At 66.9% G+C, this 21,162-nt stretch carries 21 protein-coding genes, 1 pseudogene and 1 riboswitch; of the genes and pseudogenes, 7 read left to right on the forward strand and 15 right to left on the reverse strand.

Going from position 1 to position 21,162, the window contains the following annotated elements; translation table 11 throughout:
• The first annotated feature begins 8 nt into the window (after nt 1–8).
• The gene (locus ACM0O9_RS11035; protein ID WP_065195990.1) at nt 9–1,034 is read left to right on the forward strand and encodes an NAD(P)H-dependent glycerol-3-phosphate dehydrogenase; all 1,026 of its coding nucleotides are present in this window, start codon (nt 9–11) and stop codon (nt 1,032–1,034) included.
• A 143-nt stretch (nt 1,035–1,177) separates the two neighbouring features.
• On the opposite strand, the gene ACM0O9_RS11040 is transcribed toward ACM0O9_RS11035, so the two are convergent.
• A complete protein-coding gene (locus ACM0O9_RS11040; protein WP_065178709.1) occupies nt 1,178–1,633 on the reverse strand; it encodes a YybH family protein in 456 nt (151 codons plus the stop codon).
• 135 nt (nt 1,634–1,768) lie between these two features.
• Here ACM0O9_RS11040 and ACM0O9_RS11045 point away from each other — a divergent pair, with 135 nt between their 5' ends.
• The gene (locus ACM0O9_RS11045) at nt 1,769–2,443 is read left to right on the forward strand and encodes a hypothetical protein (protein WP_414604178.1); all 675 of its coding nucleotides are present in this window, start codon (nt 1,769–1,771) and stop codon (nt 2,441–2,443) included.
• A gap of 60 nt (nt 2,444–2,503) precedes the next feature.
• Here the strand turns inward: ACM0O9_RS11045 and ACM0O9_RS11050 are convergent, their stop codons facing one another.
• The 5 genes and pseudogenes from ACM0O9_RS11050 to ACM0O9_RS11070 all read right to left on the reverse strand — a co-directional run bounded on the left by ACM0O9_RS11050 (nt 2,504) and on the right by ACM0O9_RS11070 (nt 5,694).
• Entirely contained in the window at nt 2,504–2,878 is a 375-nt protein-coding gene (locus tag ACM0O9_RS11050) for a hypothetical protein (RefSeq protein WP_053497779.1), read from the reverse strand.
• Between the two features lie 480 nt (nt 2,879–3,358).
• Nucleotides 3,359–4,390: an ACR3 family arsenite efflux transporter gene (gene arsB / locus ACM0O9_RS11055; protein ID WP_164229926.1), complete on the reverse strand. Its 1,032-nt coding sequence runs from the start codon at nt 4,388–4,390 to the stop codon at nt 3,359–3,361.
• A 13-nt stretch (nt 4,391–4,403) separates the two neighbouring features.
• Nucleotides 4,404–4,907 (reverse strand): arsenate reductase ArsC, encoded by a 504-nt coding sequence (locus ACM0O9_RS11060; protein ID WP_414604186.1) that lies wholly within the window; start codon nt 4,905–4,907, stop codon nt 4,404–4,406.
• 36 nt (nt 4,908–4,943) lie between these two features.
• A pseudogene (gene arsN2, locus ACM0O9_RS11065) lies at nt 4,944–5,363 on the reverse strand (arsenic resistance N-acetyltransferase ArsN2); the annotation flags it as partial.
• Nucleotide 5,364: 1 nt separating this feature from the next.
• Nucleotides 5,365–5,694: an ArsR/SmtB family transcription factor gene (locus tag ACM0O9_RS11070; RefSeq protein WP_065178712.1), complete on the reverse strand. Its 330-nt coding sequence runs from the start codon at nt 5,692–5,694 to the stop codon at nt 5,365–5,367.
• A 17-nt stretch (nt 5,695–5,711) separates the two neighbouring features.
• Here ACM0O9_RS11070 and arsH point away from each other — a divergent pair, with 17 nt between their 5' ends.
• Nucleotides 5,712–6,440, forward strand: coding sequence for an arsenical resistance protein ArsH (arsH, locus tag ACM0O9_RS11075; RefSeq protein ID WP_065185559.1), 729 nt, complete (start codon nt 5,712–5,714; stop codon nt 6,438–6,440).
• Nucleotides 6,441–6,455: 15 nt separating this feature from the next.
• Here the strand turns inward: arsH and ACM0O9_RS11080 are convergent, their stop codons facing one another.
• The 3 genes from ACM0O9_RS11080 to ACM0O9_RS11090 all read right to left on the reverse strand — a co-directional run bounded on the left by ACM0O9_RS11080 (nt 6,456) and on the right by ACM0O9_RS11090 (nt 8,727).
• The gene (locus ACM0O9_RS11080; protein WP_053497771.1) at nt 6,456–7,142 is read right to left on the reverse strand and encodes a L,D-transpeptidase; all 687 of its coding nucleotides are present in this window, start codon (nt 7,140–7,142) and stop codon (nt 6,456–6,458) included.
• Nucleotides 7,143–7,300: 158 nt separating this feature from the next.
• Nucleotides 7,301–7,573: a hypothetical protein gene (locus ACM0O9_RS11085; RefSeq protein WP_005420910.1), complete on the reverse strand. Its 273-nt coding sequence runs from the start codon at nt 7,571–7,573 to the stop codon at nt 7,301–7,303.
• Between the two features lie 212 nt (nt 7,574–7,785).
• A complete protein-coding gene (locus tag ACM0O9_RS11090; protein WP_065185661.1) occupies nt 7,786–8,727 on the reverse strand; it encodes a DUF2268 domain-containing putative Zn-dependent protease in 942 nt (313 codons plus the stop codon).
• 215 nt (nt 8,728–8,942) lie between these two features.
• On the opposite strand from ACM0O9_RS11090, the gene ACM0O9_RS11095 reads away from it, so the two are divergent.
• The 3 genes from ACM0O9_RS11095 (at nt 8,943) to ACM0O9_RS11105 (ending at nt 11,256) form a co-directional block, all read left to right on the forward strand.
• Complete coding sequence (locus tag ACM0O9_RS11095) at nt 8,943–9,518, forward strand: OmpO family porin (protein ID WP_049465985.1); 576 nt, start codon at nt 8,943–8,945, stop codon at nt 9,516–9,518.
• Between the two features lie 266 nt (nt 9,519–9,784).
• Nucleotides 9,785–10,759, forward strand: a complete 975-nt coding sequence (locus tag ACM0O9_RS11100; protein WP_414604179.1) for a Dyp-type peroxidase — start codon at nt 9,785–9,787, stop codon at nt 10,757–10,759.
• A gap of 86 nt (nt 10,760–10,845) precedes the next feature.
• The gene (locus tag ACM0O9_RS11105) at nt 10,846–11,256 is read left to right on the forward strand and encodes a hypothetical protein (protein ID WP_414604180.1); all 411 of its coding nucleotides are present in this window, start codon (nt 10,846–10,848) and stop codon (nt 11,254–11,256) included.
• Between the two features lie 59 nt (nt 11,257–11,315).
• Here the strand turns inward: ACM0O9_RS11105 and pnuC are convergent, their stop codons facing one another.
• The 5 genes from pnuC to ACM0O9_RS11130 all read right to left on the reverse strand — a co-directional run bounded on the left by pnuC (nt 11,316) and on the right by ACM0O9_RS11130 (nt 17,083).
• A complete protein-coding gene (gene pnuC / locus ACM0O9_RS11110) occupies nt 11,316–11,885 on the reverse strand; it encodes a nicotinamide riboside transporter PnuC (RefSeq protein ID WP_414604181.1) in 570 nt (189 codons plus the stop codon).
• Nucleotides 11,886–11,893: 8 nt separating this feature from the next.
• Nucleotides 11,894–14,083 (reverse strand): TonB-dependent receptor, encoded by a 2,190-nt coding sequence (locus tag ACM0O9_RS11115; protein WP_414604182.1) that lies wholly within the window; start codon nt 14,081–14,083, stop codon nt 11,894–11,896.
• A 70-nt stretch (nt 14,084–14,153) separates the two neighbouring features.
• A riboswitch (TPP riboswitch) is annotated at nt 14,154–14,249 on the reverse strand.
• Nucleotides 14,250–14,347: 98 nt separating this feature from the next.
• Entirely contained in the window at nt 14,348–15,472 is a 1,125-nt protein-coding gene (locus tag ACM0O9_RS11120; protein ID WP_414604183.1) for a phosphotransferase enzyme family protein, read from the reverse strand.
• A gap of 128 nt (nt 15,473–15,600) precedes the next feature.
• Nucleotides 15,601–16,008: a glycine zipper 2TM domain-containing protein gene (locus tag ACM0O9_RS11125; protein WP_065185565.1), complete on the reverse strand. Its 408-nt coding sequence runs from the start codon at nt 16,006–16,008 to the stop codon at nt 15,601–15,603.
• Nucleotides 16,009–16,444: 436 nt separating this feature from the next.
• On the reverse strand, nt 16,445–17,083 hold the full coding sequence (locus ACM0O9_RS11130) for a response regulator (protein WP_414604184.1): 639 nt from the start codon (nt 17,081–17,083) through the stop codon (nt 16,445–16,447).
• Nucleotides 17,084–17,158: 75 nt separating this feature from the next.
• On the opposite strand from ACM0O9_RS11130, the gene ACM0O9_RS11135 reads away from it, so the two are divergent.
• Nucleotides 17,159–20,758 (forward strand): ATP-binding protein, encoded by a 3,600-nt coding sequence (locus ACM0O9_RS11135; RefSeq protein ID WP_414604185.1) that lies wholly within the window; start codon nt 17,159–17,161, stop codon nt 20,756–20,758.
• Here the strand turns inward: ACM0O9_RS11135 and ACM0O9_RS11140 are convergent.
• On the reverse strand, nt 20,752–21,153 hold the full coding sequence (locus tag ACM0O9_RS11140; protein WP_053497753.1) for a c-type cytochrome: 402 nt from the start codon (nt 21,151–21,153) through the stop codon (nt 20,752–20,754). The genes ACM0O9_RS11135 and ACM0O9_RS11140 overlap by 7 nt on opposite strands.
• Between the last annotated feature and the right edge of the window lie 9 nt (nt 21,154–21,162).

Here is a 21,162-nt window from a genome sequence, read left to right on the forward strand (position 1 = left end):
CGTCACGGATGAGCACTCCCGCTGACAAGATCGCCGTGCTCGGCGCCGGTTCCTGGGGAACCGCGCTGGCCAGCCTGCTCGCACGGCACGGTCACCCGACCGTGCTGTGGGGGCGCGACGCGGCCGTGGTCGAGGCCATCGACCAGCGCCACGAGAACCCGCGCTACCTGCCGGGCATCCCGCTGCCGGACAGCCTGCGTGCCACCACCGATCTGGCGTCGGCGGTGCAGGGCGCGGCCTGGATCCTGGTGGTGACGCCGTCGCACGCGTTCGGCGAGACCGTGCGTGCGCTGGCGCCGCTGCGACCGGCCGGTGCCGGCGTGGCCTGGGCCACCAAGGGCTTCGAACCCGGTTCGGGCCGTTTCCTGCATGAAGTGGCGCGCGAAGTGCTGGGTGAGGATGTGCCGCTGGCCGTCGTCACCGGGCCGTCGTTCGCCAAGGAAGTCACCCAGGGCTTGCCGACCGCGATCACCGTGCACGGCGACGTGCCCGAGTTCGCGCAGACGGTGGCCGAGGCGATGCATGGCCCGGCGTTCCGCGCCTACACCGGCGACGACATGGTCGGTGCCGAGCTGGGCGGCGCGATGAAGAACGTGCTGGCGGTGGCCACCGGCGTGGCCGATGGCATGCAGTTGGGCCTCAACGCCCGTGCCGGCCTGATCACCCGTGGTCTGAACGAGATGCTGCGCCTGGCCGCTGCGATCGGCGCCAAGCCGGAAACGCTGATGGGCCTGGCCGGCCTGGGCGATCTGGTGCTGACCTGCACCGGCGACCTGTCGCGCAACCGCCGCCTGGGCCTGGCCCTGGGCCGCGGCCAGACGCTGCAGGATGCCGTGCGCGAGATCGGCCAGGTGGTCGAGTCGGTGCAGACCGCCGACGAAGTGATGCGACAGGCACGCCGCCATGGCATCGACCTGCCGATCTCCGACGGTGTGCGTGCCGTGCTGCATGGCGAGCAGACCCCCGAAGAAGGCTTGCGCGCACTGCTGGCGCGGGAACAGAAACCGGAGTATCCGGACACGCTGTTCAAGTGAATCGAAAAACCCCGGCCAGGTGCCGGGGTTTTTTCTTGTGCGCCTCATCCACGCATGGCGTGGATCCAGGACGGAACCCGCTTCTGGTAGCGGCCAACCTTGGTTGGCGCCCAGTAGCGCCGGGCCATGCCCTGCGGAATCCCTCACCGCGCCCGCGGCGGCGCGTTGCTGTTGTCCATGTCCGAAAAGATCAGCCAAGGCCCATCACGCTCACGCTTCAGCGTGAGCGTGAACTTGCCGGTATCGCCCACGTTGTTGCCGTAGCTGTACGCACCGACGATGTAACCCGTGTTCCCTTCCACCGCATACGCCAAGGCACGCAACCGCAACGGACTGCCGCCCTGTCCGGCATATGCAGCCTCGATCGCAGTGCGCCCGCGCACGGGTGGCTGGTTGCTCTGCAGCACAAAGCCATCCTCGGCGAAGAGCGCAGCCAGTGCCCTGGCATCACCCCCGCGCCACGCCTGCTCGTAGTTGCGCAGCACACGGTCCAGCGGTGCGGGCAGGGCTGCGTCCGGGAGAGGCTGCGCAGGCTCCGCGCCTTCTGCATCGTGGACATTTGCCGGCGATGCCATCAGCAGGGCACTGCAGAAGATCATGGCGAGTGGTGTACGGCGCATGCGTCCGGCTCCAGGCGATGACGGGAAGCTGCGAACGCATCCTGGCGCGCCGCTGGTTAGAATCACGCGGCCGCCGATTCGGTGGATGCAGCGCAGATCAGACAAGGACACGCGATGAAGACGCGAATCACAGGGATGGCGATGATGGCCGCGCTGCTGGCAGCCTGCGGACAGGCACCGGAGAAGACTGGCGAGGCCGCGCCTGCTGCGGCGCCAGCACCAACCACCGAAGCTCTGGCCGCCACGGCCACGGTGGTCGAGAAGGAACCGTCCATCGAAGACAGCGTGGATCCCGCGGTGTGGGACAACGAAGGTGAACCGGAAGACCCCAGTGCCGGCGGCGAACAGACCTGTGCGGACAATCCGCTGGCGACCCACTTCTTCACCCTGGTCGGCGGCAGTACCGTGGACGACTGCGGCCGCAAGGACCCGAAGGTGCTGGCGGCCTTCAACAGCCTGATGAAGGGTACTTCGGCAGCCGAATCCAGCGACAAGGAGATTCCCTCGCTGCGCCAACGCCTGTTGAGCGGACCCAGTGGGCCCGGCGAGCTGCTGGTGCTGCATGGCGAGCCATGGTGGTTCTACACCGCTTGCCAGGCCCACGACTGCCCCGGCACCGCCTTGGCGATGCTGTATTCGCCGACGGAAGCGAAGATGGTCGGCCGTCTTACCGCGCGCTGCCGTGTGTGGTGGCTGGGCGAGCCGACGGCGGAACAGCGTGTGCAGATCGAACAGCGCCAGCCACTGCAGGATGCCGCGCTGAAGGAAGACAGCGCGCTTTGCGAGTGATGTGGCGCGCGCCGCAGCGCCGGGCCGTGCCCGGCGTTGCAGTGAGCGTTGTTCCCCGTGTCACCCTTCCGGGCGCATGCGTGCGCTGACCTGTGCGGTCAGCGACAGACTGGCCATCATCAGGCCCTCCATCACGCGGTCGCCCACGTACTCCTCGTCGGGACCGTTCTGGCGCACGCGCTCGGCAGCCAGCAGCATTTCCAGCGCCACGCGCAGGCCGGTCAATGCGCAATCCGCGTCGGCCAGCGCCATGCGGCGGCCCGGCATCTGATGACGTTCGGGCCAGGGTTGGCCGTCGGCGGCGGCGCCCTTGCCGATGCGGTCGAGGGTGGCGATGAAACCGAGAGGATCCTGCTGGTGCGGTGCTTCCGAAGGCGCGTCCGCGTTGGCGGGCACGTATTGCGTGCGTAGTCGGGAGGATTCGGGTGTGCTCATGGCAATGCTCCGTGCAGGACAGACGGCAGCCGCCACGCAAAGGTGGCGGGCGGAGACGTGGCTCGAAAACCGGGCGCTTGTTGAAACCGGCAGGCACAGGGCCTCCACGCTCCGCCCGCCATAGCCGGCAGACGGATTGCCCGCCGGCGCCACGAGGGGTGACGCCGGCGGGCAAGCGTTGTTAAACAAGCGCACGGGTTTTCGAAGCCCGGCCATCCTTTTTCGATGGCACGTCATCTGTACGCGTGCTGCTGCGCGGTGCCAATCAGAACAGTTGCATTCAACGCTTGATCAAAGACGCTTTTGGCATTTTTGCACGCTGTTAAGCTGTCGCAGACGCAGGCGCCGCAACGGCCGTAGCGGCATGGGGAATATGCGACATGGGTCGAAGTTGATGACGTGGCGTACGGGCACCCCACCAAGTCGATGACGACAGTGCGGGGCGAAGAACGCAATTCGACTCCCACACACTTTGATCTGTCAGTGCTCTTCGCGTCTCTCGTACCAGGCTTGTGTACGGTTCACGATCCGCACCACGGACAGCATGACCGGTACCTCGATCAGCACACCCACCACGGTGGCCAGCGCCGCTCCCGAGTGCACGCCGAACAGTCCCACCGCTGTGGCCACAGCCAGTTCGAAGAAGTTGCTCGCACCAATCAGCGCTGACGGGCCGGCCACGCAATGCGCCACGCCCAGACGGCGGTTCAGAAGGTAGGCCAGGCCCGAAGTGAAATAGACCTGGATCAGGATCGGCACCGCAATCAGCGCGATCACCAGCGGTTGCTTCACGATCTGCTGGCCCTGGAACCCGAACAGCAGCACCAGCGTCAGCAGCAGCGCGGACAGGGACAGCGGGCCCAGCCGTCGAAGCGCGCGCTGCAGGCCCGCCTCGCCGCTGCGCGAAAGGATCCAGTGCCGCAGCACGGCGGCCACCAGCACGGGCACCACAATGTAGAGACCCACCGACAACAGCAGCGTGTCCCAGGGCACAGTGATCGCCGACAGGCCCAGCAACAGCGCAACCACCGGTGCGTATGCGACCACCATGATCGCGTCGTTCAAGGCCACCTGGCTCAGGGTGAAGTTGGCATCACCGCGGCACAGGTTGCTCCACACGAACACCATGGCGGTGCAGGGCGCGGCCGCCAGCAGGATCAGCCCGGCGATGTAGCTGTCGATCTGTGCTGCGGGCAGCCAGTCCGCGAAGGCATGGCGCAGGAACAGCCAGCCCAGCAGCGCCATCGAGAACGGCTTCACGGCCCAGTTGATGAACAGTGTCACGCCGATGCCCTTCCAGTGCTGCTGCAACTGGCGCATCGCAGTGAAGTCGACCTTCAGCAGCATCGGGATGATCATCAGCCAGATCAGCACCGCAACCGGCAGGTTGACCTTGGCCACTTCGGCGGAGGCCAGCGCCGCGAAAGCACCGGGCAGGACGTGGCCCAGCAGCGTGCCCATCGCAATGCACAGCGCAACCCACAGCGTCAGGTGTCGCTCGAACAGGCTCATGGCAGTGGCACCGTCACTGCGCGCCGTCGGTCGGCAGCAACTGGCCGATCCGGTCCAGCGCGTGCTGCAGCGTTTCGCGTTCGGACCACGCCGATTCGGGCAGTGCGAGCAGCGCACGCAGGCGCGTTTTCACGATGGCATGGGCCAAAGCGAAGGCTGCGGCCTTGTCGGCATCGCTGCCTGCCACGGCGGCGGGATCGGGCAGGCCCCAGTGGCTGCGGATGAAGTCACCGAACACCACAGGGCAGGCTTCGGCAGCGGCCGCGTCACACACGGTGATCACCAGGTCCATCGGGGCTGCGTCCACGAACTCATTCCACGACTTGCTGCGCAGCCCTTCAATGGGCATTCCTTCGGCCTGCAACTGGGCGAGCGCGAAGGGATTGATCTGGCCAGTGGGCTGGCTGCCCGCACTGAATGCGCTGAAGTGATCGCCGCCCCAGGCGCGCAGGGTGGCTTCAGCCAGCACGCTGCGCGCGCTGTTGCCGGTGCAGAGGAACAAGACATTGCGGGTCATGTGGCTTCCGTGGTCAGTGAGTGGCTTGGACATGCACAGCGCGCTGGCCGGGCAGAGACTAGTGAACTCGGCAGAGCTGCGGATCGCCTCGGCTATCTGCGCGCGATCGCATCCGGCATAGCCGTGCCGCGCGAACCATGGGCCTGCCGACGTCGTCAGCAGCACCAGTTCCCAGACCTGCATGCGGCGGGCCATGTCCTCGGCCGCTGACAGCAACGCGCGCCCAAGGCCGGTATTGCGTTGGTCGTCGGACACCACCAGCGAGCGAAGCAGGGCCGACGCGCCGAAGATCTGCAATCCAACGGCACCCACGGGAACACCTTCGAGGTCTGCGACGAGAAACGCCACCTCGCTGCTTTCCAGATCGGCCACGGGCAACTGCGCCCGCTGCAGAAGGTCCCGGATGTAGGACAGGTCGTCGCGTGTGCCGGTACGAATCATCGGATCGGGTTTCATCTCAGCACCTGCATGCCGGTTCGTTCACCGTGCACCGCTCATCCGGGGAGCCCGCGCAGCAGTTGTGCGTCAGGTACTGGACCAAGCCGTTCATCGCATCGAAGTTGGCGCGGTAGCAGACGTGGCGGCCTTGGCTTTCGCTCTCCACCAGCCCGGCCTGCACCAGCTCCTTCAGGTGGAAGCTGAGCGTGGCTGGGGGTACCTGCAGGGCCGTGGCGATGTCGCCCGCCATGCGCCCTGCCGGGCCCGCCTCCACCAGCAGTCGGAAGGCAGCCAGGCGGGTGGCATGGCCGAGGGCGGTCAGGGCGGTGATTGCATTAGATGTTTCCATATTTCTAGAATAGTCGAATGAATGAGCCAATCACAAGCCTGGACCTGCCCAACCTGCTGGAATCGTCATTGCCCCAGCCCAATCATCACCAGCTCGCCGCGGCAGATCTGGGGCCGCCACGCATTCTCCTGCTCTACGGCTCGCTGCGGCCCCAGTCGTTCAGCCGCAAGCTTGCGCTGGAAGCCGAGCGGCTGCTGCGCCACCTGGGGTGCGAAACCCGGGTGTTCGATCCGCATGCGCTGCCGATGCTGGACAGCGTGGACAGGAATCACCCCGAAGTGCAGCGACTGCGCGAATGGTCACAGTGGTCGGAAGGGCAGGTCTGGGTCAGCCCCGAGCGGCATGGCACGGTCACCGGCGTGTTCAAGAACCAGATCGACTGGTTGCCGCTGGAAGATGGCAGCGTGCGGCCCACGCAGGGCAGGACGCTGGCGGTGATGCAGGTGAGCGGCGGCTCGCAGTCGTTCAATACCGTCAACACGTTGCGCGTGCTCGGCCGCTGGATGCGCATGCTGACCATCCCCAACCAGTCGTCGGTGGCCAAGGCCTGGCAGGAATTCGATGACGACGGCCGGATGAAACCCTCGCCGTACTACGATCGCGTGGTGGACGTGATGGAAGAACTGGTGAAGTTCACGCTGCTGACGCGGGGCCGGTCGGACTACCTGGTGGACCGCTACAGCGAGCGGAAGGGCGACGCGCACGCCGCGGCCTTGGCGCGGGCTGCAGGGGCGACGGCTTCCTGAGTTCCAGCACGCGCGCTACCTGCTCGCGCGCTGCGCGCCCTTGCTGTTCTCGTCCTTTGCATCGCCACGGCTCTGCGCGAACGCCGGGAACGTCTTCGCGATCGAATCCTTGTCCGGCAGGATGTAGAACACACCGCCCTTCTGGAACGTGGATTGCACGATCTGTTCGTAGAAGCCGGGCGAGACGTTGATGCAGCCGTGGGTGACGCGGTTGTCGTCCGGCGTCGGCGTCGCCAGTCGTTCGGCGCGCTTTTCCTTCGGGCTGCCCGGCGGCAGCGGATGCATCGACACGGCGGAATCGTAGTCCACCCACAGCACGCGCCCGGCATCGTCGGAGGGGCCATAGGCACCAATGAAGCGGCCCGCAGGCGTGGTGCGGTCGTGGCCGGGAATCGCGCTCAGGGCAAGCTTGGCGACGCCGGGTGCGGAATGATCGCCGATGGCCGAACCGAACAGTGCCGGCGCGGCGCCGCGCAGCTTGCCGTCGCCGCCGAAGACCAGGACCTGCGCGGCGGCCTTGTCCATGATCGCGAACGGATAACCCTGATTGTCCTTGCTGGCGACCACCCAGCCGGCCAGCTCGATCACTGTTTCGGAGACGCTCTGGTCGGGCGGAAGTTCATCAACGGCGGCCGCCGGTGGTGCGGGTGCGTCCTTGTCCCTGGCGTTGGCTACGCCGCTGCATGCAACGGCCAGTGCCACGGCCAGAGTGGCGTGCAGGGCGCGGCGTGCAGGGGAGGAGGAGGTACGAATGGGACGGCTCCTGGCAATGCAGATCTGAGGTGGAAGGACGCCAGTGGCCGGCGAGGGCCACTGGTTCCCGATACACAGGTGGATCAATTCAAACAGTGAGGGAGCGATCAGCCGCGCGGCTTGCGTCCGACGGGTGCCCTTTCAAGCTGCTGCACGCGGCCTTCGATCTGGTCCAGGCGCTGGTTGGCCTGCTGTGCCGACTGGTTGGCGGACTCGGCACTCTGTGCAGCGCCCTGCACCTTTACATCGAGCTGATCGAGGCGCGAGTTGATGGTTGCGAACTCGTCCTTGTAGGTGGCACAAGCGCCAAGGCTCACGGTGGCGATGAGCGCTACAGCAAGTGCGCGGGCCGTCTTCATGTGTTGCGGGTTCAGGTTCATTGCACTCCCTCCTTCGTCTGGGGAAGCTGGAATATAGCGGCGTTTGTTCCCCACGCTGACAAGCGCTTTCAGCTGAAGTTGGAAGACGTGGAAGGGTTGTGAAATATGTTCGTCAGCGAAGCTTAACGAGTGAGATCAGGCGAGCTGATGTGCGCAGAGGCGACGGCCTTGCGGTTGCTCGAATCGCCCAATTCATCAGCCTGAAGACGGCCTCATTCTTTCCCGTTTTCCACTGGCCCACACGCCGGGCGCCATTCACTTGCGGCGAACAATGCCGGCGCACTTTCCGGGCGCACCTCCAGCAGCGTGGCGACGGCACCGGCTTTGTCATCGGTGCGGGCAACGTAGTCAGCGGCAATGCGGTAGCCGATCCAGTAGCCAAGATCGCCGCGGCGCGTTTCGTCGCCCGCTCCGTTGTAGAGCCATTGCGACAGATCAGTACCGGCGCTGTCCCGGGCGAACTGGCGTTCCAGGGCGCATTCGCGGCCCTGCGTCCAACGACGCAGATGCGCGTTGGCCGGTTGCCCCGAGATCAGTTCGCCCACGTACTCGGCGCCTCCTTCCAGCAGCGTCTGATAGAGCAGGGTCGGTTGCGCAACGTCTGCGGCTGCGCCCGGCTGCTGGATGTGTACATACTCATGGGCGATCAGGTGCACGAAACGGTCGCTCACATCGGCCTGCATCCAGTCGGCGTTGCACAGTGCTTCCAGTCCGATCACCACGCCGTCGGGCGTGGTGACACCGCCGCTGTTGCCCCGACCCACCAGCACGGTGACCGGCGGAAAACGTGCGGAAGGAAGCAGGGTACCCAACCGATCGAGTGCCTTGGCAACCCGCTCGCGGATCTCCGGCAGCGCCCTCGCACAGCTACGCGCTTTGGCAAACAGCGCAGGTTTGTGCTGGATCGCATCTGCAAGACGATCCATCGCGCCGATACGGCTGTCAGTGAAGCTGCGTAGTGCATCCGTACCCGCATGCAGATAGCCGCGCTGCAGATCGTCGGCACTCGGCTTGCCTCCGCTTGCATCCAGCACGTTGAAGAAGCGCGTGACATCGTCGGTCTGAATCACGATGCGCCCGGAAGGGCGGGTACGCTCGGCTGCGTTGGCTACCTGCAACATCATCGGCAGGGCGAAGAGCAGCAACGCCCGCACTGTGCGTCGGGCATGCAGCGGAAACAGCAGTGACGGGATGGCTACGTGCGGCATGAGGAGTTCCCTGAACGCCAGCCTTATTTATACACCAGTCAGTTCAATATTCAGGGTCGATTAGACCCCCTAACGGATAATTCACACCTGTCGACCGCCTCCTCTCTCTCCCCCTCCCGGGAGGCGGCCGACGAAACCAAAATTATTAAAGGTGTGTCCCGATGAACAAGAATTCGCTGCTCGCCCTGGGTCTTCTGGCTGCCCTGCCGTTCGCTGCATCGGCAACCGATGGCCTGTCGTACAACTACGTTGAAGGCGGCTATGTGAACACCGATGCCAAGGGCGGCGACGCCGATGGCTGGAAGGTGAAGGGTTCCGTGGCGGTGCACCCGAACTTCCACATCTTCGGCGACTACAGCGCGCAGGAGACCGACACGTTCAAGAATGACGTCGACCAGTGGCGCATCGGTGCCGGCTACAACTACGGCATCGCACCGAACACCGACCTGGTGGCCCGTGTCGCCTACCAGAAGTTCGACATGAAGCACGGCCTGGACTTCAACGGCTACTCGACCGAAGTCGGCGTGCGGACCGCGTTCAACCCGTACGTGGAAGGCTACGTGATGGCCGGCTACGAGGACTACACCAAGAAGCACGGCATCAACCCGGACGGCGAGTTCTACGGCCGCGTCGGCGCCACCGCCAAGTTCAACCAGAACTGGGGCCTGAGTGGCGAAGTGAAGCTGGCCAAGGCCGGCGACCGCGAGTGGTTCGTGGGCCCGCGCTTCACCTGGTAACAAACGCCCGTCGTTAGAGCGTGTTGTGCTGGCGTGTGACTCTCTCTCTCTCCCACACGCCAACCGAAGCCCGGCCTCGCGCCGGGCTTCTTCTTTCTTGTGCATCCGGAGAGTGCAGGGCCGCAGCAGTTCCATGTAGCGCAGGAATGCACGGTGCTGCGCGCAGGACGGAACGAGAACCGCTCCGTCCCGGGCCAGGCGGTTCGGCTATGATCCCGGCACGTCGCCATTGACGATGCACCCGCCTCAAGCCAGCAGGAACTGCCGTGAATTCCCAGCCCCCACCGATCACCGCCCTCAATCACACGCTCGACAACGAGCCGCAGCAGATCACGGCGCCACTCACCCATTCGGCGGCGTTCCTGGTGCTGAAGATGAAGGACGACGTGGCGTCGATCGCCAAGGCGCGCGAGGTGCTGGCCAGTACCGACGATCTGATCAAGAACACCGCCATCCGCGAGATCGAGCGCACCTTCACCTGCAACGTGGCCATTGGCCATCGCGTGTGGCAGCCGCTGGTAGGGTCCACGCCGCCACGCGAGCTGAAGCCGTTCCGCGAGATCAAGGGCGCGACCCACACCGCTGTGTCCACGCCCGGTGACCTGCTGTACCACATCCGCGCACGCACCATGGACCTGATCGTGGCGTTCGAGCGCAACCTGCTGATGGCCTTCGGTGATGCGGTCGAGGCGGTCGATGACGTGGCCGGCTTCCGCTACTTCGATGGCCGCGACCTGCTCGACTTCGTCGACGGCACCGCCAACCCGGAAGGACTGTCGCTGCCGGAAGCCACCATTGTTGGCGATGAAGACCCGGAGCATGCCGGCGGCAGCTACGTGGTGGTGCAGAAGTACCTGCACAACCTCGATGCCTGGCGCGCGCAGAAGACCGAGGCGCAGGAGGCGATCATCGGCCGCACCAAGCACGACAACATCGAGCTGGATGATGCGCCGGCCGATGCGCAGAAATCGCACAAGACGCTGTGCACCATCGAAGACGCTGACGGCGAGCACGAGATCCTGCGTGACAACATGCCGTTCGCCAACCCGGGCCGTGGCGAGTACGGCACCTACTTCATCGGCTACACGCGCCGCCTGTGGGTGATCGAGAAGATGCTCGAGCGCATGTTCATCGGCAATCCCGCGCCGCTGCACGACCGCATCCTCGACTTCTCCACCGCCACCACCGGCGTGACCTTCTTCGCGCCGTCGCGCAAGGTGCTGGCCGACCTGGGCGAGTGATCGCGCCGGGCCATCACGGCCCGCCATCTGCCTGTCATCTATGGCGCCGACCATGGCGCGCTGGATGGGAGTGCAGGAGGCTGGCGATGGTCATGGCAGGGAACAGGACCGGCGTACGCCGCTGGTGGCGGCCACTTGCCGCGTTGTTCGGGGCATTGGCACTGGGGAGTGCCAGCGTTTCCGCGCAGGAGGCTCCCGCACACTGGATGGCCTACGCCACCGCCGTGGGTGGCCAACTGCAGCAGCGCCTGCAGCAGGAGCAGGACCCGCAGGCGCAGCGCGTGCTGGAATGGCTGCAGGCACATCCGGACACACCGACGCCGCTACCGGTAAGCCTGTGGATCGCCGCGGACGGCCGCATTTCGAAACTGGAATTCGACAGCCTGGGTGATGCCCAGGTCGATGCCGACCTGCGCGCGACGCTGCAGGCTGCGCCGTTGCAGGCGGCCCCACCGGCCGACATGCGCCAGCCGCTGCGTCTGGCCCTGAGCCCGTAGATCCACGCCATGCGTGGATGGCGCGCCGATTGCCCGCAACAGCCACGCATGGCGTGGCTCTACTGCGTTGCGACCTGCGGCTCGCGCGCGGCCGCGCTCCATGCGCGCAGGCCGAACACGGCCAGGCCGAGGAAGAACACGTACAGCGCGGCAGTTACGTGCAGCGACTTGAACAGGTACGCACCCACATAGACCACGTCCACGGCGATCCATACCCACCAGCAGGCGACGTGGCGGCGCGCCTGCCACCACTGGCCGACCAGGCTCAGTGCGGTCAGCATCGCGTCCAGCCACGGCAGCGCGGCATCGGTGAAGGTGTGCATGGCCGCACCCAGCGCCACGCCACCGCACAGGCCGAAGGCCAGGTCGCGCAGCAGCTTGCCTCGCGCCAGTGGCACGATGCGGATGCTGCCCTCATCGGCGGCGTGCTGGCGCCAGTTGAGCCAGCCGTAGACCAGGAAGCCACCGAAGGCGACCTGCAGCAGGGTGTCCGAGTACAGCTTGGCCTCGGCGAACACCAGGCCATACAGCGTGACCGACAGCAGGCCCACCGGCCATGCAGACAACCGGCGCCGGGCCATCAGCCAGACGCCGAGCACGCTGCACAGCGCGGCGGTCCACTCGAGCACGACGCCGTTCACAGCGCGAACGTCACCGACAGGCGCGCCTGTCGCGGTGCGCCGGGGAACAGGTAGTAGTCACCGCCGCTGCTGCCGGTGTCACGCCAGTAGAAGCGGTTGAACACGTTGTCCACCGACAGGTTCCAGGTCACCGCACGCTCGTGCAGCCGGTGCTGGAAACGCAGGCCGGCATCGAATACCGAATAGTCCGGTGCGCGCACGCCGCCGTCGGCACGTGCCACGTTGGCACCGGCATAGCGCCAGCCGCCGGTCACGTCCAGGCCCCGCACGAACGGCAGCGCGTAGGCCACGTGCACGCTGGCGCGTACCTTCGGCACGTTCACCAGCTGATGGCCTTCATAGGCTGGCGTGCCGGTGTCGCGCGCACGCGCCTGCAGCACGCTGGCGCTGGCCACGATCTGCAATGCATCCGTCAGCTGACCGTTGGCGGTCAGCTCCAGCCCGGTGTGGGTCTGCGTGCCTTCCTCGACGAAGGTGTAGCCCACGTCGCTGTTGTCCGGCTTGGCGTACTGGTACGGCTGCGAAATGCGGAACACGGCTGCGCCCAGCGCCAGCGCCTCGACCGGCACGTACTTCAGGCCCACTTCCAGCTGCCGCGACTGCACCGACGGCAGGAAGGTATCGGCATTGCTGGTCCAGAACGGCGCTTCCTGGCCCAGCGAAATGCCGCGCACGTAACTGGCGTAGGCGTTGAGCTGGTCGGTGGCTTTCCACACCACGGCGGTCTGTGGCAGGAAACGCGACAAGCGACTGTGGCGTTGCGGGGTGCCGCGCTTGTCATAGGCGCGCTCGTCCAGGCGGACGAAGCGTCCACCGGCCAGCCACTGCCAGTCGTCACCGAAGCTCATCCGGTCCAGCGCGAGGAACGCGGTCTGGCGGCTGTCCAGGCGTCGTGCGGATGGGCCCGGCATCTTCGGCGATGGCGCGAACACCGGCACCGGTGCGTCGTGGATGTTGCTGGTGCCGACGTACTCGTTGACGCTCGGGCGCCTGTCCACGGTGCGGCGGAAGTAGTCGGCACCGAGGGTCAGCTGGTGGCCGACGCTGCCGGTCTCGAAGCGGCCACGCAGTTCGGCACGGGCCTGCTGGTTGCGGCGGGTGTCGTCCGGGCTGCGGTAGTCGTAGACGTCATAGTCGCCGTTCGGCGCGAAATAATTGCCCGGCACGCTGCCGTCGGCGCACTGCGTGGCGTAGTAGCAGCCGTAGGCGAAGGCGACGTTGTCATCGATCACCGAGCGGCTATGGCCCACCGAGACGCGCGACTGCCAGGCCTCATTGAAGTCGTAGGTGTGCAGCGCGGTGATGTTGGTGCTGGCGATATCCACCGGGCGCTGCCACGGCTGGTAGCCGAGCAGATGCTCGCGGTCGACACCGCGCGGCAGGTCACGCGCACCCAGCAGCTGGTAGCCGGACACCGAGCGCTGCGAGCTGGTCTGGTAGTTGGCATCCACTTCCAGCTTGCCGCGCTCGCCGATCAGCCAGTCGGCGGCCAGCGAGTAGAAGTTGCGGCGGCCATCGGCGTGCTCGACGTAGGAATTGCTGGAATCCCATGCGGCATTCAGGCGCAGGCCGAAGCGCGGGGTGATCCAGTGGCCGACATCGACGGCGACGTAGCGCGAGCCTTCCGAATCGGTACCGAGCGTGGCGGTGCGCACTTCGGCCGGGCGCTTGCCGATGTAGTTGATGATCCCGCCCGGCGCCATCACCCCTGCCGCCAGCCCGGCTTCACCCTTGAGGATCTCCACCGACTGCACGTTCTCCAGCGCCAGACGCTGTTCGCCGACGATGGACAGGCCGTTGAAGCGGTAGCCGGTGGCGGCGTCCAGGGCGAAGCCGCGGATGGCGATGTTCTGGTAGTAGCCCACCGGCGCGTAGGCATCACCCAGCGAGGCGTCGTTGCTGGCCAGCTCGGACAGCGAACGTAGCTGGCGGCGGTCGAGATAGTCGCGCTCGAGCACGTTCACCGACGCCGGCGTGTCCTTCCACGAACCGCCACCGAAGGCGTTCACGCGCGAGGTATCGGCCTTCGGCTTGCCGGCCTGCACGCGCACCGCCGCCAGTTCGGTCGGCGAGCGCTCGGCGCCGGTGGCAGCCGCATCGGGGGACGCTTCGGCCTCGCTGGCGTGCAGCGGCAGCGCGGCGCAGAGGGCGAGGGAGAGCAGGGTGGGGCGCAGGCAGCGGTTCATTCGGTTCGTCTTCGGACAACAAGGGAGACGAAGCGACGGCGCGCAGGTGCACCGGCCCATGACGGGGGTGTGGCTGCGGCTCAAAGCTCCCTACGCCGGTGCAAACCGGATCAGGTTCCAAGGGACTCTCTCAGCCTGGCAGATCCAGGCACCCCCGCTTCAGGTGACCATTTCACTACAAATGGTACGGATTTGCGAGCGCCACTCAGGGTCAGATCCCCTTCCTGCGGAATGGGATCTGACCCCAACGCTGCGTCAACCGGATCACGCGGCGGCGTGCAGGGCCTGCAGCAGTGCCTGCCCCGGGGCGGTATGGAACCACGCCGGATGGCCGAGCATGAAGGGCTGCCACGCCACATCGGCATTGGCGGTCGAGCCGGTGACGCCCTCGAAATACTCCACTTCGGACAGTGCGAAGTCGAAATGCACCATCGGCAGCAGGTCGGCCAGCAGGTGCACGCGTGCCGCCGACAGCGGCAGCACCTGGCGGTAGCCATCGAGCAACGCCAGCGCGATATCGATGCGCACCGCCTCCATGCCGCGCTCCAGCTCCAGCCATGCCACGGCGTTGCGCTCGACTGCGGTAGCCAGGTCGAACAGTGCACTGGTGGGCGAGGCCAGGCCGAAATCCAGCACGGTGCTGACCTGCCCGTCGCGCCACAGCAGGTTGGAGACATGCCAGTCGTTGTGCGCCCACAGCCGTGGTTCGTCGCGCAGGCGCTCGGCCAGTCCCGTGTGCCACGGCAGCACGTCACGCCGCAGCTGTGCTTCCCACGGAATGCGCGCGAGGTAGCGGGCCAGGCCGGGGCGCGCGTGCAGACCTGCCTTGATTGCGGCGATCGGATCGTCGGCGCGGATCAGGTCGTCGCGCGCCACCAGCAGATGGGTGCTGCGCTGGGGCGCGTGGTAGCTGGCTGCGGCGCGGTGCAGCTGTGCGAGTGCGCGTCCGGCTTCACGGGCCTGCGCGACATCGGTCAGCAGCGACCACGACACCGCGTCGCGGTACAGGTCATCGCCTGCGCCGACGTCGTGCAGTTCAAACGTCCAGTCATCGTGTTCGACCGCGGTGTGACCATCGGTCGCTGCCAGCACCTGCGTCACCGGCACGCCAGCAGCGTCGAGATGGGCGATGAAGCGGTGTTCTTCTTCCAGGCAGGCCGCGTTGCGCACGCTGTGGTGATGGCGCTTGATGAATACCGCGCCGCGCGTGCCATCGACGATGGCGGCAGCCGACAGCGGTCGCGGGCTGTGCCAGCGCGGTTGGCTGCCGCTGTCCAGCTGCGGATAGCACTGTCGCAACCACGCGATGTCCGCCGCGCTGATCGGTGGCCAGTCGGCAGCGACCTCGTCGTTGTTGAGGCCCTGCACGCGGTGGGAGGAAGACGTCATGCCGCAGCCCGAGAGGGGAAAGTCACATCCAAGGCTGCGCATTCAACGCCATGCGCGCGGCCAACGCAAACGGGCGGGTCATCGACCCGCCCGTCTCTGCCATCGGCAGGGTAACGCCGCTGTGCCGCTTACCAGCCGCGATGGCGACCGCGGTCGTGGTAGTAGCGGTTGTCGTAGTAACGCTCGCGCTGCCAGCGGCGGTCGTCGCCACGATCGTAGTAACCGCTGCGGTAGTAGCCACGATCGTAGCGGCGGTCGTAACGGTTGTCGTAGTAGCGATTGTCGTAATAACGACGGTCGCGGCGGTCGGAGGTGGTCAGATTGCCGATCGCGCCGCCGGCCACGGCACCACCGACGGTGGCGGCAGGATCACCGTTGGAGAGCAGGTTGCCGGCCACGCCACCGACCACGGCGCCGACCAGGGTGCGCTTGTCCTTCCTCGACATCGCGCTGGCATCGCTGACCATGGCGACACCGGCAACCAGTGCCAGAGCCATCGCCAGACCACGGAAGCTGAGTGTGGAAGTACTGAGCATGTTCGTTCTCCTGTGAGGTGCATGCCACGCTGGGCAGGGAGGGCGCGGGGCGCCCCGGCTGCCGTGATGTCCACGCTGGCGTTCCAACATTGCCGGAACATTGCCTGGTGCACCGAGCGGCTTGCGCATTCATCTAGCGGCAGGCGGCATGAAGCAAGGCTGAAAGCGGCTGCGGCCGCTCAGCTGGCGGAAAGGAAAAGGGCCGCGGAGGTGGCCCCTCCCTTCTCTGCCAAGGCGTTGGCATGTCCGACGCCCATCGCTTTCTGGGCCTGCCGCGCCTGCTCCTGCGGGGTCTCCTGCTGCGGCTGCAGCACGTCAGGCGCGCTCTGCACCGAACCGCTGCGAAGCGCCAGGCTCTGCCCGCTGGCGGCCGGACATGCGCCGGTCGATTCCTTCGACCTCGCATTGTTGCCGGTGCGATTATGTGAATCGCGTCTCAGATTTTCCCGTCACGCAGATAGTCGAACAATTCGGCATCGCCCTTCAGCCCCAGCTTGAGCATCGCATCGCCTTTCTGCCGGCTGATGGTGCTGACGCTCTTGCGCAGCAGCAGCGAAATCTCCTTTACCGTCATGCCGGTGCCGAGCAAGCGCAGCACCTCCACCTCGCGCGGGGACAGCGGCTTGCCGTCGCCCTCGCGCATGCGCCAGCTGCCGGCCGCTTCCACCCGCTCGCGCAGGCTGCGGCTGATGTAGGGCTGGCCGCGGTAGACCGACTGGATGGCCTGTGGCAGTTCGTCCATCGACGAACTCTTGTCGACCAGGCCGAGCACGCCGCTGTCGAGTACCATGCGCAGGATCGCCAGGTTGCTGGAGACGCTGAGCATCAGCACCGGCAGGTCGGGATGGCGGCGGCGGATCATGCCGATCATGGCGAAGCCGTCGGCCTGCGGGCTGCCCGGCATGGAGTAGTCGGTGACCAGCAGGTCACAGGGCTGGCTGGCGAGCAGGGTCATCAGCGCCTGCGCGCTGTCGGCCTCGCCGACCACGCGGCCGACGCCGCTCGACTCGATGACGGCGCGGGTACCGATACGGACCACGGGGTGATCGTCTGCGATGATGATGCGCAAGCTCATGCTCTAGTATGGCCATCGGGCACGCCGGACCGAGACCATCGCGGTCCCTGGCAGGATTCTAGGAGATCGACGCAGATGCGTAGGTGGGCTGTTCGCGGGCTGCTCCTGCTGCTGGCGGTGCTGGCGCTGCCCGTGGCCCAGGCACAGCCGGCCCCTGGCCTGCTGCCGCTCAGCCCGTTGCAGCGCGAATACCTGGTGGCGCATCCGACCATCGTTGTCGGGCAGTATGACAGCGGCTGGCCGCCCTTCGAGTCCCTCCGTGATGGCAAGCAGGTCGGGCTGGGACCGGACTACCTGTCGCATCTTGCTCGCCAGCTCGGTGTGAAGGTCGAGGCGCGCCGCTATCCGGACTGGACATCCGTGCTGGATGCGGCATGTCGTGGCGAGATCGACGTGGTGATGAATGTCGGCCTCAGTGCCGACCGCACCCGCTGCATGGTCTATACCGCAGCCTACAGTGAGGCGCCGCTCGCTCTGGTGGGCCGGCCCGATGACCTGCGTGCCTCCGACATGCCGGACCTGGATGGGCTGAGGGTGGTGATCGAACAGGACTTCCTGACCGGTCCGCAGGTGCGCGCCCGATTCCCGCGTGCCCGCCAGCTTGTCGCAAACGACACGTTGAGCGCATTGCAGATGGTCATAGACGACAAAGCGGACGTCTACATCGGCAATGCCTTCGTCGCCACCGAGCTGATTGCCAGCCGGCGCCTGCAGGGCGTGGCGCTGTTGCGGCCGAGCGACCTGCCCCCCGAACGGTTGCACTTCGGCATTGCCAACAGCAAGCAACCCCTGGCCGAAGCCCTGGACCTGGCGCTGGCCGCGACCAGCCAGGCCCAGCGCGATGCCCTCGCACAACGCTGGTTGTCACCGCCGCACTGGTCGGCATCGGCGCAGCTGGCGCTGAGCCAGGCCGAGAAGCGTGTGCTGGAGCAGCCGCTGATGATCGGTTTCGCGCCGAATGCCGCGCCCCTGTCGTTCACCGGCGAGGATGGCCGGCCCAGTGGCCTGGCCAGCGAGTACCTGCAGCGCCTGATGCAGGCCGGCGCCAACCTGAAGGTCGAGAACAGCCACGACTGGTACGAGGTGCGTGAGAAGGCCCGCCGCGGTGAACTGCAGGCGGTGATGGGCATACCCGTTGATTCGCGCTACCTGGGCCCGGACTGGGTGTTCAGCCAGCCCTTCATCAGCGTGCCGAACGTGATTGTGGTCAGGAGCGATGGCGAATCGCTGCTGGGCCTGGCCGACCTGCAGGGCAAGCGCGTGCTGCTGTCCGACCCGGAGCGCGTGCGTGGCTATGTGCAGCAACAGGCGCCGCAGGCCCGGATCATTGCTGCGCGGAGTGCCGAGCAGGCGCTGCAGCGCCTGCTTGAGGGTGAAGCCGATGCCTATGTGGGCAACCTTGCCGTGGTCGATCACCTGCTGCGCAGCCGTTTCCCGGGGCGGATGCAGGTCGCGGCTCCGGCCGGTTTCAACGACCAGCTGGCGCTGGCGGTGGATCGCCGCCATGCGGCCCTGGCCACGACCTTCGATCGCCTGCTGCTGCAGATGACCCCACGCAAGCGCGAGGCGTTGCGCAGCGCCTGGCTGGCGGTGGAGTACCGCAATGGGGTCGACTGGAGCAATCTGCTGCGGTGGGGCGTGCCCGTGCTGATGGTGCTGCTGACCGCACTGCTGGTGCATGGCGTGGGCCATTGGCGGCTGCGCCGTGAGGTGGCAGGACGCCGCCAGCTGGAGCAGCGCCTGGCCGAGGTGACCGACAACCTGCCGGCGGTGGTCTACCAGGCCCGTCGCGATGCCGATGGCACGCTGAGCTTCCCGTTCATCGCCGGCGACCTGCCTGCGTTGTTCGGTATCACCCGTCAGCAGGCCGAACAGGATGCGAGGGTGTTGCTGGAACGCGTCGAGCAGGAGGACCGCGCGCGCATCCTGCATTCCATCGAGCAGGCCGCGCACCAGTTCGCGCCGTTGATCCTGGAGTTTCGCCTGCGCAGCGACGGGGAAGGCGTGCGCTGGGTGCGCAGCCAGGCCCATCCCTACGCCGCCGAAGACGGCGCGGTGATCTGGAGCGGGTACTGGGTGGATGTAAGCGAGGCGCGGATGCAGGCCGATGCACTGGCGGCGGCGAAGGCGGACGCCGAGCAGGCCGCTGAGGCCAAATCGCGTTTCCTGGCCACGATGAGCCACGAGATCCGTACGCCGATGAGCGGCGTGCTGGGCATGCTGGAGGTGCTGGCACACTCACCGCTGGACAGCGAGCAGCAGCGCATCCTCGGCGTGATCGAGGATTCGGCGCAGATGCTGCGGCAGATCCTCGACGACATCCTCGATTACTCGCGGCTGGAAGCGGGTGCACTGCGCCTGGAGCCGGTACCGCAACCGCTGCGGCCGCTGCTGGAAAGCGTGTGCCGGTTGATGTCGGCGCAGGCCAGTGCACGCGGGCTGGAGCTGCATGTGCAGATCGACCCTCAGCTGGCGGCAGCGCACGAAGTGGATGGCGTGCGCCTGCGCCAGATCGTGTTCAACCTGCTCAGCAATGCCATCAAGTTCACTGCGCGCGGCGAAGTGCGGCTGCAGCTGGAGGTACTGGGCCCGACCGCCGACGACGGCAGCCAGCCGCTGTGCCTGAGCGTCACCGACACCGGCATCGGAATCGCACCGGAACAGCTGCAGCACCTGTTTGCGCCGTTCACCCAGGCCGGTGCCTACATCCAGCGCGACCATGGTGGTACCGGCCTCGGCCTGAGCATCTGCCAGCGCCTGGTGCAGATGATGGGCGGCGAGCTGGAGCTGCACAGCACGCTGGGCGAGGGCACCCGCGCCGAGGTGCGGCTGGCGCTGGTGGAGGCAGGCAGGGGTGACGTTGAAGCGCTGGTTGCGGAGCAGGAGCAGGCGGCGCTGCTGCCGCCGGCGTTGCGCGAGGCACGCGTGCTGGTGATCGAGGACCACCCGACCAACCAGGCGATGATGGCGTGGCGGCTGCAGCAGCTGGGCGTACCCCATGTGCTACTGGGCGATGGCCAGCAGGCACTGGACCGCTTGTCATCGGAGGCCTTCGACCTGGTCATTACCGACTGCCGCATGCCGGTACTCGACGGCTTCGGTTTCACCCGCCTGTTGCGCGAGCGCGAGGGCCGTACCGGCCAGCCGCGGCTGACGGTGCTGGCGCTGACCGCCAGCGTGCTGGACGACGATGCGCGCCGCTGCCGCGAGGCCGGCATGGACGAGGTGCTGGCCAAGCCGCTGTCGCTGGCCACGCTGCGCACCGCGCTGCTGCGCTGGCTGCCGCAGGCACAGGGCCAGTCGTTCGATGCGCCCGTGCAGGAGACTGTCGCCGACGACGCTGAAGTGTTGCCTGATCTGGCCACCCTGCAGCAGCGCTATGGCTCGCGTGCCGTGGCCGAGCAGCTGCGCGACAGCCTGTTGCAGGCCAGTGAAAGTGATCTGGCGGCGGTGCAGCGCGCCGTGCGGGCCGGTGACCGCGAGACTGCGGCGCTCCACCTGCATCGCCAGGCGGGCGGTCTGGGGGCGATCGGGGCAAGCGCACTGGCCGGGCAGGCCAACGCGCTGGTCGAGCGCCTGCAGGATGCGACCGAGGCCGATCCGGCACCGGTATTCGCCGCTGTAACGGCGTTCGTGGCAAGGCTGCAGCATCAGCTGCAGCGACTGGCTCACTGAGCCGACTGCTGTTGCAGGTAGGCGATCACCAGCGCGCGGCGTTCGGCGCTGGGAAAGGCGTTGTACATGCGCGTGCCGGGCACCACGTGGGTGGGCGACTGCAGGAACGCGTCCAGGGTCTGCGCGCTCCAGGTGATGTCGGCGCGGCGCATGCCGTCGGAATAGCCGTAATCGGGCAGGCTGCCGGCGCGACGGCCGATCACGCCGTGCAGGTTGGGGCCGAAGCGGTGGATGCCGCCAGGCTGCACGGTGTGGCAGCCGGCGCACAGTTCGAACGCGCGCTGCATGGCCTGCTGGCGGGCCTGTTCGGGCGTCGCCGGCGCCGCAGGCGGGCGCTGGCAGGCCGTGGCAAGCAGGGCCACGGCAACGGTGGTGAGCAGGCGGGAGGCACGCATGGGCGGGCA

Origin of the sequence: Stenotrophomonas sp. FR012 (assembly GCF_047520565.2) — a bacterium.
In the GTDB taxonomy this organism is placed as follows: domain Bacteria; phylum Pseudomonadota; class Gammaproteobacteria; order Xanthomonadales; family Xanthomonadaceae; genus Stenotrophomonas; species Stenotrophomonas sepilia.